Genomic DNA, 18,405 nt, shown 5'->3' with positions numbered 1-18,405 from the left:
AGTCTGTTGGAATGTTGAGCGTAGTCTCCAGAGAGCCCTTCACCGATGATCGTCGTCCACCATTTGGAAAACTCGCGTTCACAGCGCGTTCTTTGGCTTCTGGAAGAACTGGCGCTGCCTTACGAGGTCAAGCGTTATGAACGCGACCCTGCGACGATGCTGGCTCCGCCGGAGTTGCGGCGCATTCATCCACTCGGCAAGTCTCCGGTAATCGTCGATCGCGACCCGCGAATATCTCACGAACAAGGCCGACGGGCTGCTGGGCAAGCCCTACGCTGCTCTATCGCCACTTCCTGCATTACGCCGAAGGCTCGCTGATGCCTCCGCTGCTTGTCAATCTGGTGCTGGGGCGCATCCCGTTGCTGGGCAAGACCGCGCAGAAGAAGTTGCAGCCGATGATAGATGTCCATCTCGATTTCGTCGAACACGAACTCTCGTTCCGGCCGTGGTTCGCGGGCGAAACATTTACCGCCGCTGATATCATGATGAGCTTTCCGCTCGAAGCAGCACGCGATCGAGGCGGGCTGGACATCGGGCGCCCTGCAACGATCAACTGGCTCGACAAGATCCACGCGCGACCGGCCTATCAGGCCGCCCTCGAACGCGGCGGCCCCTATCGCTTCGCCTGACGATGACACCGCAATACCGCGCTGCCGGCACGCGGAGCCACCAGCTGTGTTACAGATAGGCGCATTCTCCGACCATCAGCCCCGTACGGCATCAGGAGGTTTCTGCGATGAGCATTGTCGTTAATGGAGCGCCCGCCGAGCTCCCCTCCGACCCTCGCGTGTCCCTGCTCGACTTCCTGCGCGATCGCCTCCACCTGCACGGTACGAAGAAGGGCTGCGATCAGGGCGCCTGCGGCGCCTGCACGGTTCTGGCGGACGGGGAACGCATCCTGTCGTGCCTTGCGCTGGCGGTACAATACGACGGGCACTCCATCACGACGATCGAGGGCATCGGTTCAGCCACCGATCTGCATCCACTGCAACAGGCCTTCATCGAACACGATGGCTTCCAGTGCGGCTACTGCACCCCCGGCCAGATCTGCTCGGCGATCGGCATGGCGGACGAAATGCGGCGCGGCATCCCAAGCCACGTCACGGATGATCTCAATGCCGCGGATATACCGTTCAGGCGTGAGGAACTTCGCGAGAGGATGAGCGGGAACCTGTGCCGATGCGGCGCGCATAACGGGATCATCGATGCCATCGCGACGACTTTCGCCCCGTTGCCGGAACCGGAAACCGAGGCAGCGGCATGACCCCGCTGCGCTACGCCCGTGCCGTCGACGAGCAGGACGCGGTGCTGCAGGCCGCCACCGGAGCACGGTATCTGGGTGGCGGGACCAATCTCGTCGATCTGATGCGCGAGGCGATCGAGCGCACCGAAGCGCTTGTGGACGTATCGGCCCTTTCCGTCGGTATCGAGGAGACCGAGGACGGCGGACTGATGATCGGCGCCGGCACGCGAAACAGCGCTATTGCGGCGCATCCGCTCGTCAGGCAGCGCTACCCTGTGCTTGCCCGCGCGATCCTTGCCGGTGCCAGCGCCCAGATCCGCAACATGGCGACGGCGGGCGGCAATCTGCTTCAGCGTACGCGTTGTTCCTATTTCTACGACGAGAGCGGATCGCGCTGCAACAAGCGTCAGCCGGGACAGGGCTGCGATGCGCTCGACGGCTTCAACCGGAACCACGCGATCCTTGGTGCATCGGGTGCGTGTGTCGCGGTACACCCGTCGGACATGGCGGTTGCGCTGGCGTCGCTCGATGCCGTCCTCCACACACGTACTGCCGAGGGCGATCGGCACATCGCGCTTACCGAACTGCACCGACTGCCGGGCGACCGCCCCGACATCGAGACCCTGCTGGAACCGGGCGAACTGATCACGGGCATCTCACTGCCGCCGGCCCTGCCCCGCTCGACTTACCGCAAGGTACGGGACCGTCCGAGCTATGCCTTCGCGCTTGTTTCGGTCGCAGGTGCGATCACGGTGGACGAAGGACATATCCGCGATGTGCGCCTGGCCCTCGGCGGCGTCGCGCACCGGCCCTGGCGGGCGTACCGCGCCGAGGATGTCCTGCGCGGCGGCCCTCTCGGCAAGGTCGCCTTCGCCGCTGCCGCCGATGCGGAACTGAGCCAGGCCCGGGCGCTGCGCGACAATGGCTTCAAGATCGAACTTGCCCGCCGCACGATTGTCGCCGTGCTTGAAGAACTGACGGGAGAACCGGCATGAGCATCGCGAGGGACGCCAAGGGCCTCGTACAGGGTATGGCGCAGGGCCTGATGGCGAAGGCCGTCGCCTTGGCGCCGGACAACTGGGTGCCGGGCGGTGTGCCCGATCCGCTGATCGGCCACCAGCACGGCCATCTGGGGCGCGCGGTATCGAGGATCGACGGACCGCTGAAGGTCTCGGGCACCGCAAGGTTCGCGGCAGAGTTTCCGATGGAGGGCATGGTCTTTGCCGCCATCGTCTTCAGTACGATCGCGAAGGGCCGCATCGCGAGCCTCGACGCCGCTCACGCGCTGGCCGCCGAAGGTGTGGTCGAGGTGATGACCTACCGCAATGCGCCCCGCCTCTCGCCGCCTCCTGCGTTCATGTCAAATCCCAAGGCGGCGGGCGGGGACAGCCTTCCAGTGATGCAGGACGATCAGGTCCACTGGAATGGCCAGCCCGTTGCCGTCGTGCTGGCGCAGACACAGGAACAGGCCGATTACGCCGCCTCTCTGGTCGAAGTGGCCTATGAGAGCGCCCCCGCCGTCACCGCTTTCGACAAAGCCCGTCCGGGGGCCAGACCCGCGATGTTCATGGGCCAGCCGCTGCATGACGAGAAGGGCAAGGCCGAGGCTGCGCTGCAGGCTGCGGCCGTGCGGATCGATGCGACGTACCGGACCCCGCGCCACAACCATAACGCGATCGAGTTGCATGCCGTGACGGTGGCCTGGCAGGATGATGTCCTGCGCATCCGTGACGCCTCCCAGCTTGTCAGTCATACGGCATGGTCGCTGGGGCAGATGTTCGGCATTACCGAGGACAAGGTCGTCGTCACCTCGCCTTATGTCGGTGGGGGTTTTGGCGGCAAGTGCATGTGGCAACATCATGTGCTGGCTTCCGCCGCCGCGCAGCTTTGCGGGCGGCCGGTGCGGCTCGTCCTGTCGCGCGAGGGTGTCTATCGACTGGTCGGCGGTCGCTCGTTGACCGAACAGCAGGTCAGCCTCGGCGCGGATGCAGACGGCAGGCTGAAAGCACTGATCCATAAGGGCCTTACCGCCAAGACGCCCTCGAACGTCATGCCCGAACCGTTCATTCTGGCTGCCCGCAGCGCCTATGATGCCGAGACGATCGAACTCGATGTGCACACGGTCGAGCTGGACCTGCTGGCCAATACCTTCATGCGCGCGCCGGGCGAATCGGTGGGCACTTTCGCGCTGGAATCGGCCATGGACGAACTGGCCGAGGCACTGAACATCGATCCCATCGAACTGCGCATCCGCAACGAACCCGAGGCCGATCCGCTGAATGGCCTGCCATTTTCCTCGCGCCGCATCGTCGATGCCTGGCACACGGGCGCGCAGGCGTTCGGGTGGGAGCAGCGCAGCCCGGTTCCCGCCAACCGCCGCGAAGGCGAATGGCTCATCGGCATGGGCTGCGCCAAGGGCACGTATCCCTACTACCGCATGCCCGGCGGCGCGGCGCGGCTCACGCTGACCCCGAAAGGCGCCAGCGTGGGGATCGCCGCGCACGAAATGGGAATGGGCACGGCCACCGCGCAAGTGCAGGTCACCGCCGAACGGCTCGGCCTGCCGATCGAGGCGGTGGATTTCGAGTACGGCGATTCCACGCTTCCCGGCACCGTGCTGGCAGGAGGATCACAGCAAACCGCCGCCATCGGCGCAGCCGTTATCGCGGCGCACCGCCTGCTTATCAAGGAACTGCTGGAGATCGTCGGCAATGATTCCCCGCTGGCGGGCCTCAAGCCTGACGACGTGGCGTGCCGGGATGCCGGGCTATGCAAGCGTGACGAACCCGAGCGGCACGAGACTTACGCCTCGATCCTCGCCCGTGCGGGTCAGGACAGCATAGAAGTGACGGGCGAAGGGCCGCCGCCGCTCGAACTCATGCACTGGTCGATGCACAGTCATGCGGCGATGTTCTGCGAGGTGCGCGTCAATGCGATCACGGGCGAACCGCGCGTCAGCCGCTTCCTCGGTTCCTTCGACTGCGGGCGCATCCTCAATCCCAAGACCGCGACCAGCCAGTTTCGCGGCGGCATCATCATGGGCCTTGGCCTGGCGCTGATGGAGGAAACCCAGATCGACGAACGCAATGGCCGGGTGATGAACCCGAGCCTGTCCGAATACCATATCCCCGTCCACATGGATGTGCCCGATATCGACGTAATCTGGACCGACATCCCCGACCCGCACACGCCAATGGGCGCACGCGGCATCGGCGAGATCGGCATCACCGGCACGGCCGCGGCGGTCGCCAACGCTATCTACAATGCGACTGGAAAACGGGTCCGCGACCTGCCGATCACTCTCGACAAGCTGCTGTGATGGGGGCCAGCAACCCTTTGTAACGCCCGCCTCTCCGAACTCTTGCCCCGCTCGCGCGTTGTCAGGCGCACACAGGGGACAGCACGGGACAAGGGGCATCTTGCGCAAATCGATCATCGTCTGCGCGGCTTTGCTGGCCGGGTGCAACAGCCACCAGTCCGCGCTCGCACCGTTCGGGCTGGAGGCACGCTCGACGCTGACGATGACCATGGTGCTGGTGATCGGCGCGGTGATCATCGCGCTGGGCGTGGTAGCCGTGTTCGTCCTCGCGGTGCGCGCGCCGGAGGGGCGACTGGACCACGCGGGCGGAATGCGCATGGTGCTCTGGCTCGGCGCGATCGTGCCGACGGTGGTGCTGACCACGCTGCTGGTCTGGGCCCTGCCCGCAATGCTCCCGCTGCCCGATGCCGCCCAGAACCTGCGCGTGCATGTCGAGGGCGAGCAGTTCTGGTGGCGGGTGCGCTACAAACCTCAGGGCCAGCCGCCCCTGATCTCCGCCAACGAAGTGCGCATTCCAGTGGGCCGCACTATCGTGTTCGAACTGACCGCGACCGACGTGATCCACAGCTTCTGGATTCCCGGCCTTGCGGGAAAGATGGACATGATCCCGGGGCGCACCAACCACCTCGTCGTCAAGGCCGACAAGGCGGGCACCTATCGCGGCGTCTGCGCGGAATTCTGCGGCCTCAGCCATGCGCTGATGGCGTTCGAGGTGATCGCGATGGAGCCCGCCGCCTTCGACGCATGGCTGGCGACCAGTCGCGAGCTCCCAATCCGAACTCAGGGTCGCGGTGCAGCACTGTTCGCGGCCAATGGCTGCAATGCGTGCCATTCCCTTAACGGTGGCGAGGGCATCGGCCCCGACCTCACCCACTTCGGGACACGCCGCAGGCTGGGCGCAGGCATCCTGGCCCCCACAGTGGAGAACACCGCCGCCTTCATCCGCGATCCGCACAAGTCCAAGCCCGGTGTCCGCATGCCCGCCTACGCCGCGATGCCGGAGGTAGACGCCCTCGCCATCGCACGCTGGCTGAAGGAGGCGGGACGATGAGCCTGCACGACCAGAACGATCCCGCGCTCCGCGCCGCGCAGGAGGAACGGCTCCGCACGGTCTGGGAACCGCCCAAGGGACTGTTCCTGCGCTGGACGGACACCAACAACAACCGCGTAGGCGTGTGGTACGTCCTGACCGCCTTCGGTTTCATGCTGTTCGCAGGCGTGCTCGCGCTTATTATGCGCATGCAACTCGCAGTGCCGGACAACGACCTCGTCGATGCGGGAACCTTCAACCAGCTGTTCACGCTGCACGGCTCGGTGATGATGTTCCTCTTCGCGGTGCCGATGTTCGAGGCGGTGTCGATCATCCTGCTGCCGCAGCTTCTGGGCGCGCGCGACCTGCCGTTCCCGCGCCTTTCCGCCTTCGGATACTGGTCGTTCCTGATCGGCGGGGTATTCGTTTCCGGCTCGATCTTCTTCGACGCCGCGCCCGATGGCGGGTGGTTCATGTACCCGCCGCTGACGACGCGCACCGATCTCTCCGGGCTTGGCGCCGACATCTGGATGCTGGGGCTGTCCTTCATCGAGGTGTCCTCGGTAGCCGCTGCCGTGGAACTGATCGTCGGCGTGCTCAAGTGCCGCCCGCCGGGGATGCGGCTCAACCTGATGCCGCTCTATGCCTGGTACATCCTCGTCGTCGCGGTGATGATCCTGTTCGCCTTCCCGCCGCTGATCGCGGGCGACGTGCTGTTCGAGATGGAGCGCCTGCTGGACTGGCCGTTCTTCGACGCGACGCGCGGCGGCGATCCGCTGCTGTGGCAGCACCTGTTCTGGATCTTTGGGCACCCGGAGGTCTACATCGTCTTCCTACCCTCGATCGCCCTGTTCGCGATGCTGGTGCCGACATTCGCGCGTCGGCACCTACTGGGCTATCCATGGATCGTGCTAGCGGCGGTGGGCACCGCGTTCCTGTCCTTCGGGCTTTGGGTCCACCACATGTTCGCGACCGGGCTGCCCAAGATCAGCCTCGCATTCTTCTCCGCCGCGTCGGAGGCGGTGGCGATCCCAACGGCGGTGCAGATCTTCGTGTTCATCGTGACGCTCTGGGCCGGGCGCGTGGTCTGGTCAACGCCACTGCTCTACGCGACGGGGAGCCTTGCGATCTTCGTCATCGGCGGGCTGACGGGCGTGATGGTGGCCGTCGCCCCGTTCGACTGGCAGGCGCACGACACCTATTTCGTCGTCGCGCACCTGCACTACGTGCTGATCGGCGGCACGCTGATGCCGCTGTTCGCGGGGCTCTATTACTACTGGCCGCTGATTACCGGAAAGAAGCTGTCCGACCGGCTGGGGCGCACGGCGTTCTGGCTGATCTTCGTGGGCGCGAACTTGTGCTTCTTCCCGATGCACCTGTCGGGGCTGGAAGGGATGCCGCGCCGGGTGTTCACCTATCCGGAGGAGCTTGGCCTTGGCGGGCTGAACCTTGCCTCCACCATCGGCTCGTTCGTGATCGCGGCGGGCGTGGCGGTGATCGTGCTCGACCTGTGCCGCTCGCCATGGCGGCAGAAGGCACCGCGCAATCCTTGGGCTGCTGGCACGCTGGAGTGGCTCGCCCATCCCGATGACGAGGACTGGGGCATCCGCTCGATCCCACTGATCGAGAGCCGCTACCCGATCTGGGATCAGGAGGATTTCGTACGCAAGGTGGACGAAGGCCGCTACTTCCTGCCAGACGCCGAGGAAGGCCGGCGCGAGACGATTGTGACCTCGGTGCTGGACGCGCGGCCGGTCTCGGTGATCCGCCTCGGCGGGCCGAGCTGGCTGCCGATGCTGACGGCGGTGGCGCTGGGCGGGGTCTTCATCCTGACGACCTACCACTTCTACTGGGCTGCGCTCGTCTCGGGCGTGCTGACGCTGGCGCTGGTGCTGGCGTGGCTGTGGACCGGCACGGCGGAGATCCCGGAGAAGCCCAGCAAGCCCATCGGTCACGGCATCGAACTGCCGCTCTACATCTCGGGCGACGCGGCGCCGGGGTGGTGGGCGATGTTCATCACCATGATGGCGGATGCGACGGCGTTCTCGGGCCTCGTCTTCGGCTACTACTTCCTCTGGACCCGGCACGAGGATTTTCCGCCGATGGCAATGGCCGACGGCCCGGGCGTGGTCTGGCCGATGGTGGCGCTCAGCGTGGGATTGGCAAGCTGGCTGGCGACGGTGGCGGCACGGGAAGTTCACGCGCGGGGCAAGATCGCGCTCGCCCGCGTGCTGGTGCTGCTCGGTATCGGCGCCAGCGTGGCGGGCGTGTTCGCGGGGCTTGCCGGGCCGATGCTTTCGGGCATGGACCCGCAGGCGCACAGCTACCCCGCCATCGTCTGGACACTGGCGATCTGGACGACGGCGCATTGCGGCGTCGCCGCGATCATGCTGGTCTACGTCCTCGCCCGCAGCCTCGCGGGCAAAATGACGCCGCGGCATGATGCCGACATCCGCAACGTCACCGTCTATATGCACTTCCTCGCGCTGACGGTGGCGGTCACGTACCTCACCATCGGCCTGTTTCCGGAGCTCGCGTGATGAGTGAGCGGCGCAAGTGGCATGAGCGGCTCAAGGTCACGCTCTGGACTCTGATCGTGCCGCCTGCGGTATGGGCGGGCCATTTCCTCTTCGCCTACCTGTGGGCGGCGATATCCTGCGCCAAGGACGGCGCCTTCGCCAAATTCCCGGTGCTGTTCACCCTCGGCACCGTATTGGCGCTGGTGGTGATCGCGCTGTCTGGCTGGATCGCGTGGAAACAGCAGCGCACCGTCGGTGATCCGCCCCCGCATGACGAGGGCACCGAGGTCGACCGCCTGCGGTTCCTGGCCAAATCGACCCTGCTGCTGGCGGGCCTCAGTTTCGTGTCGGTACTGTTTACGGCCCTGCCCGTCGTGTTCATCGGAGACTGCCGGTGAAGCGCGCCGCACTGATTGTCGGATTGCTGCTGGTCCCGACCGGATGGGTGCTGACACCGCTGGGCATGACCGGACACATGGGGGGTCATATAATCGCTGTCGCGCTGGCCGCGCCGCTGCTGGCGTACGCGTCAAGCGGCTCCGCTGCCGATCCAGCAAGGCGCTGGCCCCGGATCATAACACCGATGGCGATGATGCTGTTGGAACTGATGGCTGTCTGGGGCTGGCATCTCCCTGCCCTTCGCAGCGTCGCCGATAGTCATGTGCTGATCGCCGCGATGGAGCAAACCAGCTTTCTGGCAGCGGGCTTCCTGCTGTGGAGCGCGGCGTTTCACTCCCCGGGCAGAGCGAGCGGGATCGGCGCCCTGCTGTTGACCTCCATGCACATGACCCTGCTGGGCGTCCTGATCGGCCTTGCCCCTCGACCTCTGTACCATGGGATGCACCACTCCGGCGGGCTGGATCCCCTGACTGACCAGCAGCTTGGCGGAGTGGTCATGCTGCTGATCGGCGGCATCAGCTACCTCATCGGCGGGCTTGCCCTTCTGGGCGCGCTACTGCGTGACGAACGGAGCGCCTCGACATGATGGTGAGGATCACGATCGGGCGCATCGTGCTCGTTCTCTGCGCGCTGGTGACGCTGGTGCTCGGCGTCGCCGCGGCGGGACTGGTGCCGATCGCGGCATCCTCCGGCCACTGGAAGATCACCGACTGGTTCCTCCACTGGACGATGCAGAATTCCGCACGCACCTACAGCGCCGTGCAGACGCCGAAGCAGGTGCGCGACGACAATGGCCTCATCAGCGCGGCGGGCCATTTTCGGCAGGCATGCCAGTCCTGCCATGGCGCGCCAGGCGAAGCGCCCTCCCCGGTCATGCAGGCCGCCACCCCGCCAGCGCCGGACCTCGCCAAAACCGCAGGCCACTACACCGATCGCGAACTGTTCTGGATCATCCGCCACGGGGTGAAGTTCACCGGCATGCCGGCATGGGCGGGAACGAACCGCAACGACGAAATCCGCCGCATGGTCGCCTTCGTGCGCCGCCTGCCGACGATGACACCGCAGCAGTACCGTGCGCTGACCCAGCCCATCACGAGCGCTCCCCTGCCTCAGTGCGCAGGCTGCCACGGCGTAGACGGCAAAGGCCGCGCACAGCCCGACATCCCGATCCTGGCCGGACAGGACGCTGCCTACATGCTGCGCGCGCTGAAGGCATACAAATCTGGCAAGCGCGCCAGCGCGGTCATGCAGACGGCCGCAGCCAGTCTCGACGAAGCGCAGATGAACGCAGCGGCGAACTACTACGCGCGCCTGCCCGGCCTGTCTCACGGCCCTGCTACAGACCTGCGCGCCATAGCTGCAAAAGGTCTTCCAGAGGCGCAATTGCCAGCCTGCGCGCAGTGCCATGCCCCCGGCAAGACCGCCCCTGTCATCACCGGCCAGAGAGCCATTTACTTGGCCGAACGCTTGCGCCAGTGGCGAGGCGAGGACACGGTCATCGACGCGCACAAACCGCAGGACCCGATGGCCGTGATCGCCCGGCGCATACCCGAGGAGGCGCTCGACGATCTGGCCGAAAACCTCGCCACGCCCACCAGCCAGACTGCGACGGGAACAACCATGCCCTGATCCGGCTTGTGATGCCGAGGAAGGAGCCTGCTCATGCCCGCACGCGCATACTGGAAAGGCCAGATCCGACTGGCGCTCGTCTCGATCCCGATCGAGGTCTACCCGGCGACGCGATCGGGCGCGGCGATTTCCTTTCATCAGATCCATGAGCCGAGCGGCAAGCGCATCCGCTACGAGAAAGTCGCGCCCGGCGTCGGCCCGGTGGACCGCGACGAGATCATCAAGGGCTTCGAGGTTTCCAAGGGCAGCTACGTCCTGCTCGACGAGGAGGAGATCGAGGCGGTCAAGATCGAGAGCCGCAAGACGCTCGAACTCGTCCAGTTCGTCGATGCCGATGAGATCGATGTGCTCTATTACGAGAAGCCCTATTTCGTCATCCCCGCCGACGATCTGGCAGAGGAAGCGTACACCGTCCTGCGCGAGGCGCTGCGCAAGACGCGCAAGGTCGGCCTTGGGCAACTGGCGGTGCGCGGCCGCGAGCAACTGGTATCGATCAAGCCTTGCGGACGGGGCCTGGTCATGGAAGCGCTGCGCTACGCCGACGAGGTCCACAAGGCACAAGGCTACTTCCGCGACATCGAGGATGCGAAGCCCGATGCCGGCCTGCTCGATCTTGCAACGACGCTGATCGACAAGAAGACCGCCCCCTTCAAGCCCGCCGAGTTCCACGACCGCTATGTCGATGCGCTCCACCGCCTGATCGACAAGAAGGCAAAGTCGAAGAGCAACAAGCGCATTCTGGAGGACGTAGAACAGGCCAGCGGCAAGGGTAACGTCATCGACCTGATGGCGGCGCTCAAGAAGTCGGTCGAGGGCGGCAAGGCCGCCAGCAAGTCCACGGCCTCAACGCGCAAGCCTGCGACGAAGAAGACCTCGCCCTCGGGTGGCAGCCGTGCCCGCAAGCGTGCCTGAGCGATGGAGCTCAACGCGCCCATCGCTGTGACAGCTGTCGATGCCGAACTGTTGTGGCGTATCGGCGTGGCGGCGGTGCTTGATCCACTACTGGGTTTAGACCGCGAAATGCGCGGTCATGCGGCAGGCCTACGTACGCATGGCCTCATCTGCGTCTCCGCGGTCGCAATGACCGTGGCGGTAGTGGCGCTGTATCTTCAGTTCGACAGCGATGGCGAATCCCGCATGGATCCGCTGCGGATTTTTGAGGCGACCGGCGCGTTTGTCGGCTTTCTCGGTGCCGGCTTGATCGTTTTTGCTCGCGGCAAGCTACATAACCTAACCACCGCCGCTCATTTATGGCTGACTGCTGTCATCGGCGTTGCCTGCGGGGCGGGCCTTTGGCCGCTTGTCGCCGTGTGCGTGCTTGCCAGCGTGGTGATGCTCACGCTGCTGACTTTGATCGAAGGGGAATGGAGTCGCGATCAACGTATCAGGCCGCGAGGGAAGGACGACTCATGAGCAAGCGCGGCTCTGGCACGGAGGTTCTTGCCGAATACAACCGCAAGCGCGATTTTGCGAAGACCGCTGAGCCAGCGGGAAAACGGGGAAAGAACGGCGGCAACGCTTTCGTCGTGCAGAAGCACGCGGCACGGCGGCTGCACTGGGATTTCCGCCTCGAAGTCGATGGCGTGCTCAAGTCCTGGGCGGTGACCCGGGGACCGAGCGCCGACCCCGACGACAAGCGCCTCGCAGTGCGCACCGAGGACCACCCGTTGTCCTACGGCGCCTTCGAGGGCGGCATCCCGAAGGGCGAATACGGCGGCGGCACGGTGATGCTCTGGGATCGGGGCACCTGGGCTCCAATCGTGGGCAAGAGCGCGAAGGACATCGCAGACGGCCACCTACACTTCACCCTCGACGGCGAGCGGATGAAGGGCGAATGGCTGCTCGTGCGCATGAAGCCGAGACCGGGCGAGAAGCGCGAGAACTGGCTGCTGCGCAAGGTGAAGGATGCCCATGCGCAGACGGGCGATGCCCTCGTCGAGCAGGGCCTCACCAGCGTGCTCACCGGCCGCACCATGGCCGAGATCGAAGCCGACAAGGGCGGCACCCATTCGCTGAAGGGCAAGAAGGGCGATGCCTTCGCGCATGTGATGGAGAAGGCCGCCTCTCGCAATGAGCGGCACAAACGCCCCTCCCGCAAAGGCGCCGGCAAGCCGCCGAAGTTCCGCCCCGTCCAACTCGCCACGCTGGTCGATACCGTGCCCACCGGCAACCTGTGGATGCACGAGATAAAGTTCGACGGCTACCGCGCGCTCATCGCCGCAGCGGGAGACAAGGTCATCATCCATACCCGCAGCGGCCTCGACTGGACCGATAAGTTCGCCCCGCTTGCTGCGCATGTCGCCGCGCTGGACCTGCCGCCCTGCCTGATCGATGGGGAGATCATCGCGCGCGGGGCGGAAGGCAACCCTGACTTTTCCAGCCTCCAGGCCGTGCTCAAACGTGGCAAGGGCAGCCAGGGCGAAAACCAGCCCCTGGAATTCCACGCCTTCGATCTCCTCGAACTGGATGGCGAAGACCTGGCGGCGATGCCCAACATCGAGCGCAAGGAGAGGCTTGAGGCGCTGCTGGCGGATGCCGTGCCGCCCCTGTACGTCGCCGACCACGTAATCGGTGCCGGCGAGACGCTCTACGATGCGATGTGCGGCGCCGGACAGGAAGGGATCATCGCCAAGCGCATCGATGCGCCCTACCGCGGCCGCCGCACCAGAGACTGGGTCAAGGTCAAGTGCACCCGACGGCAGGAATTCGTCATCGTGGGATGGGCGAAGACGAACGCGAAGGGACGCCCATTCTCTTCTCTGCTGCTGGGGCAGTACGAGGGCAAGACGCTGGTCTATCGCGGCAAGGTGGGCACCGGCTTCGACGCCGAGGGCCTCACCGACATGGCGGCGAGGCTTGAGAAGCTGGCGCGCAAGACACCGTCGCTGGAGGTCGACAAGGCGGAGGCACGCGGCGTCAACTGGGTCACTCCGAAGCTGGTGGCTGAAATCGCCTTCGCCGAACTGACCGGCGAGGGCCGCGTGCGGCATAGCAGCTTCCTTGGCCTCAGGAATGACAAGAAGGCCCGCGCGGTGAAGCCGGAGAAAACGCAGGCCGCACCACAGGCCAAGATCGGCGTCCGGATCAGCAACCGCGACCGCGTGATTTTCCCCGAAAGCGGCGACACCAAGGGCGATCTTGCGGACTACTACGCCGCCGTCGCACCGCTGATGCTGCCATTCGTCGCGAACCGCCCGATCAGTCTCGTTCGCTGCCCACAGGGCCGGGCGAAGAAGTGCTTCTTCCAGAAGCATGATAGCGGCACGTTCGGCGACCATGTTCATCACGTGCCGATCCTCGAAAAAGACGGCGGCGCAGAGGACTATCTCTATCTGAGCGACGCCGAGGGCCTCCTCTCATGCGTACAGATGGGCACGATCGAGTTCCATGGCTGGGCGGCACGGGCCGACGACGTGGAACACCCCGATCGCCTGATCTTCGACCTCGACCCCGACGAGGGCCTGGACTTCAAGGTATGCGTCCGGGCCGCCGGCGACATTCGCGCGCGGCTCGCCGACCTCGGGCTGGTGACTTTCGCCATGCTGTCCGGCGGCAAGGGAGTCCATGTCGTCGTGCCGCTGAGACGCGGGCACGACTGGGAGACGCAGAAGGACTTCGCTCGCCGCTTCGCCGAAGCCATGAGCCTTGCCGAACCGGACCGCTACGTCGCGACGATGAGCAAGGCGAAGCGCAAAGGCCGTATCTTCATCGACTGGCTGCGCAACCAGCGCGGGGCGACCGCCGTGCTGCCCTATTCCGCACGATCACGCGACGGCGCACCGGTCGCGGTGCCAGTCGGCTGGGATGAACTGGACGGCATGAAGACGGCGCATCCGTTCTCGATCGGCGATGCGGCGCAACTGATCAGACGATCGGACACGCTGCATGGCTGGGGTTTCGCGGAACAGCGGCTTCCGGAGATCTGACCAAAGTGAACCGGCAACCAAATCCCCCTCTCAGACGATGATAGGCCATGGAAACGCCAGTCGCCTCGGATTCGCCTGCGCCGACGCCATCCGTCCGGCGGCGGAGCAGCCACATCGTTCGCAACGTGCTGCTCATCGTGGTCGGCGCGATCTTCGCTGTATGGCTGGTGCTGTTCATCACCAAGGGCCGCTTCCTCAAGCATCCGTTCGAGAGCATCGCGGGTTCGCTGAGCGATCGTCAAGTAAAGGTCAGCGGAGACTTCCAGCTCTATTTCGCACCGCTGCGCATCAAGTTCGTCGCCGAGCGACTGGCCGTCTCAAACCCGCCATGGGCCAAGGGTCGCGCCCTGTTCGCGGCGCAGCGAATTGAAGCGCGGATCGCACCGCTATCGCTGCTGTTCGGTCGGCGGCATGTCTATTCCCTGGCACTCAACCGGGGCGTTGCCAATCTCGAATGGGATGCCGCTCACAAGCGCAACACCTGGACGTTTTCGCAAGCCGGCGAAGGCAAGCCTTTCCAGATGCCGCGCATCGACCAAGCCGACATCACCGGCACGCAGGTCCATTATGTCGATCCGCAGATGCCCCTGCTCGCGAATCTCGCTATCGATCCGATCGCGGCGACCGACACCCGCATCGGCAAGGCGGTCGGGCTGAAGGGTGACGGAACGTTCCGCACCACGCCGTTCCGCCTTTCGGCGCAGTTGCTGTCCCCGGATGCCAGTGTTGCTGGCGGGGAAAACCGACTCCAAGCGCGCGCCTGGGCCGCTCACAGCGTGATCGACGTTTCGGGCACCCTGCCCGGCTTGACGGAATTCGAAGGCGTCCCGCTGAAGGTGGCGGCGCAAGGTCGTGACTTGTCGGATCTGCTGGCCGTCATTGACGTCGCGATCCCGCAGACGCGCCGCTATGCGCTCAAGGCGCAGATGGTGAAGCAGGCACAGACTTATCGCTTCACCGGAATGAACGGCACCTTCGGCCAGTCGGACTTGTCCGGCAGCTTCACCGTGACCAACGCAGCGCGGCTGCGAATGGACGCGTCGCTTGTGACCCGGCGGCTCGACATCATCGATGCGGCCCCGTTCATAGGCTACAATCCGGACGTCGTCGCTTCAAAGGGTGCGGTGGCCGCTGCCGCCGCCACAGGTGCCGGTGCGCGCCGTATCCTTCCCGATGCCGCACTGCCGGTGGCGATGATGCAGCGCTTCGACGCGGGGGTCGCCTGGAAGATCGCTATCGTGCGCTCGAAGAATGTGCCCGTTTCAAACATCGCGCTCAAGTTGTCGCTCGACAAGGGGCGCCTCGCGCTATCGCCGCTCACGTTCTCGATGGCGCGCGGCGATGCGGCTTCGGACCTGATCTTCGACACCCGCCAGCGGCCATCGGCAATACGCTACGACATCCGGCTTGCAACCACGCCGATGGGACGGCTGCTCGCAGGATATGGGCTGGCGGACTCGGGCACCACCGGCACGATCCGCGGACGTATCCATTTGGAAGGCAGAGGCGATACGATCCACGATTCGCTGGCAAGCTCGTCCGGTCGGATCGCTTTCGTGATGCCTCAGGGCACCTTGTGGACGCAGAACGCGCAACTCGCCGAACTTGATATTGGCACGTTCGTGCAGAAGATGTTCCAAGGCAAGCTCAAGAAGCCGATCGAAGTCAACTGCGGTGTGCTCGCCTTTACAGTGCGTGGCGGCACTGCCGCCGCCGATCCGATCCTGATCGACACCAGCAAGAACGTCGTGACGGGGCGCGGCGGCTTCAGTTTCGGGACCGAGGCAGTGGACATGGCCTTTCGCGCCGATGGCAAGAAGATCAGCCTGTTCTCGGGCCAGTCGCCCGTTGGTCTGGCCGGGCATTTCGCCGAGCCTAAGCTGCAGGTCATCACCCCGCAACTTGTGGGCCGCGCGGGTGCGGGTCTCGGCCTTGCAATCGTGGCGACTCCGGTGGCCGGGCTGCTCGCCTTCATCGATCCAGGCGATGCCAAGTCTGCGGCCTGCGGGCCTGTCCTTGCCGGCGCCAACGCCAGCGCCCAGCGCACGTCGAAGGGCAAGCCGCGCGACGACGTCGGCAACGGCACTGCCAAGAAGAACCCTTAGCAAGGGTCTGAACCATCGCCCTCGCCAGCCTTTGCTTCTCCAAAGGAGATCATATTTGTTCGGCAGGATCCTCGGCGCGATTGCTGGTAGCAAGGTCGCACAGCACGTGCGCGGCGTCGATGGAACCGGTGCCGCCATCCTTGGCGTGGCGGCGACTTCGGCATTGCGCCGCCTCGGCCCTTTCGGACTGATCGCAGCCGGCTTGGGAGGTTATGCCTTCATGAGGCGTCTGGAAAAGCGTGACGCGGCCAAACAGGTTTCCCGGCCCTCGGTCATGCCTGCCACGTTCCCGCGCTGAGGTTAAAGGCCGATCCGCTTTCCCGCGCTCCTCGCTCTGTTCGGCGCGATCGGCCTAGCAGTCTACGGCGGCAGCCTCTGGCTGCGTGCCCATCCGGAATATGATCCGCGCGCGCCGCTCACCATCGACCAAACGGACACATTGGTCACGCGCGGAAAGGTCGCCGGGCTGCGAGATGATCGCGATGTCTGCCGCGCTTTCTTGAGGCGAAGCGACATCGCCGCGACTGAACTCGAACCCACAGGCAGCGGCGAGTGCCGCCGCGACGACCGCAAACGACTTGCCGCCCCTGGCCATATTAACATCGCGTTGCGCCCTTCAGGAGCGCAAGCGACATGCGCCGTCGATGCCGGTCTGGCGCTCTGGCTGCATCGCGTTGTGCAACCTGCGGCCGAGGAACTGCTGCACGCACGCGTCGATGGGCTTGAGCACCTCGGCACCGCCAGTTGCCGCAGGATCGGCGGCGGCGACACCGGCAACTGGAGCGAACATGCCAGCGGCAATGCGATCGACATTGCCGCCTTCGTGCTGGTCGATGGTCGCCGCGTCAGCGTTCTCAGCGACTGGTCGGGCGGAACGGCCGAGGCGAACTTCCTCCATACTGTGCGCGATGGTGCCTGCGCCAGCTTCTCCACCGTGCTTTCTCCCGATTACAACACGGCGCACGTCGATCACTTGCACCTTGATCAGGCGCAGCGGCTATCAGGATGGAGCGCTTGCCGGTAGTATTCGCGGGCATTTGAAATTCCTGAAAACTGACACCTAGTCTCAAGAAAAATACAGTCTCATCAGATGCTTGTCACTTCGCAGCGTCTATTACCGTTTTCCCATAGACCTGCATATCTGAACTTCATTTCCATCTTATGTGCACTTGTGTGCGCCGGCAATGAAACCTTACTTCCCAGTCATGCAACTCGTATCAAGAGCCAGGCTTTGTCCACTCGACCTTGGCCGCTTCCCGGTCGTCGGACAGAGAGGATTTTCATGAGGGTATCGTACTTTGCGCCTTTAGGCACGGTGGCGCTCGTTCTTGCCGCCCCCGCTTTTGCTCAGGATGACGAATCCGTCGACTGGAGCGGACCGTATGTCGGCGGCTCAATCGGATATACTTTCCAGAAGAACGACAACAACGAGCACCTGCGATTCGACACCAATGCGGATGGCAATTTCAACGACACGGTCACGACGGTAACAGGTGCGAATGCCTTCTCTCCCGGCACGTGCGGCGGCGCAGCGCGTGGATCGACGCCGGACAGTGGCTGCCGCGGCGATAAGGACGGGCTAAGCTGGATGGGCCATGTCGGCTACGACCGCCAGTTTGGCAGCATCGTGGCAGGCGTGGTCGCGGAAGCAGGCAAGACGTACATCGACGACGCCGTCAGCGAGTATTCGACGACGCCTGCCTATTACACCATGCGCCGCCAGATCGACTGGAACGGCAACCTGCGGGCAAGGCTGGGCGTGACCACGCGCAGCGGTATCATGCCCTACGTTACAGGCGGCCTGTCCTACGCCAAAGTGCAGAACAGCTTCGACACCAGCAACGGCGCCAACAGCTTCACCGAAGTGAACCGCAAGGAAAATGCCTGGGGCTGGAACGTCGGTGGCGGCGTCGAAGCCAAGGTTGCGCAAAACTTCTCGATCGGCGCCCGCTATCTCTACACCCGTTACAACGTGGGCGATTATCGCGTCGACGTGGGCGCCGGCACTGCTCCGCCGACCAACCCCTTTCGCATCACCCCCTCGGGCGGTGCAAGCATCAATCGCGGCGACAAGTTCGATACTCAGAATGTCATGGTGACTGACCTGTCCCCCGAAAGGTCCCTCATTCTGATGTAGAGTCTGCCCACGAGAAGGAGCAGACGCATGAGGAAGAGCCGTTTTACCGAGGCGCAGATCATCGGGATGATCAAGGAGCAGGAGTCCGGGCTGCCGAC

General features: G+C 64.8%; 15 protein-coding genes and 1 pseudogene. All 16 read left to right on the top strand.

The genetic code is table 11. The features are described 5' to 3' along the window. Positions 1-45: 45 nt before the first annotated feature. The 16 genes and pseudogenes from V2S85_RS21750 to V2S85_RS21675 all read left to right on the top strand — a co-directional run bounded on the left by V2S85_RS21750 (position 46) and on the right by V2S85_RS21675 (position 18,307). Positions 46-629, top strand: a pseudogene (locus tag V2S85_RS21750) (glutathione S-transferase family protein). Between the two features lie 107 nt (positions 630-736). Next, positions 737-1,264: a 2Fe-2S iron-sulfur cluster-binding protein gene (locus V2S85_RS21745; protein ID WP_330704902.1), complete on the top strand. Its 528-nt coding sequence runs from the start codon at positions 737-739 to the stop codon at positions 1,262-1,264. Continuing rightward, positions 1,261-2,238: a xanthine dehydrogenase family protein subunit M gene (locus V2S85_RS21740; RefSeq protein WP_330704901.1), complete on the top strand. Its 978-nt coding sequence runs from the start codon at positions 1,261-1,263 to the stop codon at positions 2,236-2,238. The genes V2S85_RS21745 and V2S85_RS21740 overlap by 4 nt, the downstream gene beginning before the upstream one ends. Further along, positions 2,235-4,562: a xanthine dehydrogenase family protein molybdopterin-binding subunit gene (locus tag V2S85_RS21735; RefSeq protein WP_330704900.1), complete on the top strand. Its 2,328-nt coding sequence runs from the start codon at positions 2,235-2,237 to the stop codon at positions 4,560-4,562. The genes V2S85_RS21740 and V2S85_RS21735 overlap by 4 nt, the downstream gene beginning before the upstream one ends. 100 nt (positions 4,563-4,662) lie before the next feature. After that, positions 4,663-5,613, top strand: a complete 951-nt coding sequence (gene coxB / locus V2S85_RS21730) for a cytochrome c oxidase subunit II (RefSeq protein ID WP_330704899.1) — start codon at positions 4,663-4,665, stop codon at positions 5,611-5,613. Beyond that, positions 5,610-8,132, top strand: coding sequence for a cytochrome c oxidase subunit I (ctaD, locus tag V2S85_RS21725; protein ID WP_330704898.1), 2,523 nt, complete (start codon positions 5,610-5,612; stop codon positions 8,130-8,132). Before coxB ends, ctaD begins: the two co-directional genes overlap by 4 nt. After that, on the top strand, positions 8,132-8,509 hold the full coding sequence (locus V2S85_RS21720; RefSeq protein WP_008830547.1) for a hypothetical protein: 378 nt from the start codon (positions 8,132-8,134) through the stop codon (positions 8,507-8,509). The genes ctaD and V2S85_RS21720 overlap by 1 nt, the downstream gene beginning before the upstream one ends. Continuing rightward, the gene (locus V2S85_RS21715) at positions 8,506-9,096 is read left to right on the top strand and encodes a cytochrome c oxidase assembly protein (RefSeq protein ID WP_330704897.1); all 591 of its coding nucleotides are present in this window, start codon (positions 8,506-8,508) and stop codon (positions 9,094-9,096) included. The genes V2S85_RS21720 and V2S85_RS21715 overlap by 4 nt, the downstream gene beginning before the upstream one ends. Next, positions 9,093-10,139: a c-type cytochrome gene (locus tag V2S85_RS21710; protein ID WP_330704896.1), complete on the top strand. Its 1,047-nt coding sequence runs from the start codon at positions 9,093-9,095 to the stop codon at positions 10,137-10,139. The genes V2S85_RS21715 and V2S85_RS21710 overlap by 4 nt, the downstream gene beginning before the upstream one ends. 33 nt (positions 10,140-10,172) lie before the next feature. Further along, entirely contained in the window at positions 10,173-11,051 is an 879-nt protein-coding gene (locus V2S85_RS21705; RefSeq protein ID WP_330704895.1) for a Ku protein, read from the top strand. Positions 11,052-11,054: 3 nt separating this feature from the next. Then, positions 11,055-11,552, top strand: coding sequence for an MgtC/SapB family protein (locus V2S85_RS21700; RefSeq protein WP_330704894.1), 498 nt, complete (start codon positions 11,055-11,057; stop codon positions 11,550-11,552). Continuing rightward, a complete protein-coding gene (gene ligD, locus V2S85_RS21695; protein WP_330704893.1) occupies positions 11,549-14,065 on the top strand; it encodes a DNA ligase D in 2,517 nt (838 codons plus the stop codon). Before V2S85_RS21700 ends, ligD begins: the two co-directional genes overlap by 4 nt. 47 nt (positions 14,066-14,112) lie before the next feature. After that, entirely contained in the window at positions 14,113-16,170 is a 2,058-nt protein-coding gene (locus V2S85_RS21690; RefSeq protein ID WP_330704892.1) for an AsmA family protein, read from the top strand. Positions 16,171-16,225: 55 nt separating this feature from the next. Further along, on the top strand, positions 16,226-16,468 hold the full coding sequence (locus tag V2S85_RS21685; protein WP_330704891.1) for a hypothetical protein: 243 nt from the start codon (positions 16,226-16,228) through the stop codon (positions 16,466-16,468). A gap of 141 nt (positions 16,469-16,609) precedes the next feature. Further along, positions 16,610-17,194, top strand: a complete 585-nt coding sequence (locus V2S85_RS21680; RefSeq protein WP_330704890.1) for an extensin family protein — start codon at positions 16,610-16,612, stop codon at positions 17,192-17,194. A gap of 258 nt (positions 17,195-17,452) precedes the next feature. Then, positions 17,453-18,307: an outer membrane protein gene (locus V2S85_RS21675; protein ID WP_330704889.1), complete on the top strand. Its 855-nt coding sequence runs from the start codon at positions 17,453-17,455 to the stop codon at positions 18,305-18,307. The last annotated feature ends 98 nt before the right edge of the window (positions 18,308-18,405 follow it).

It is taken from the genome of Novosphingobium resinovorum (genome assembly GCF_036352595.1).
GTDB lineage: Bacteria > Pseudomonadota > Alphaproteobacteria > Sphingomonadales > Sphingomonadaceae > Novosphingobium > Novosphingobium resinovorum_B.
Note: the sequence above shows the minus strand (reverse complement) of the source record. Positions and strands in the feature narration are given on the sequence as shown.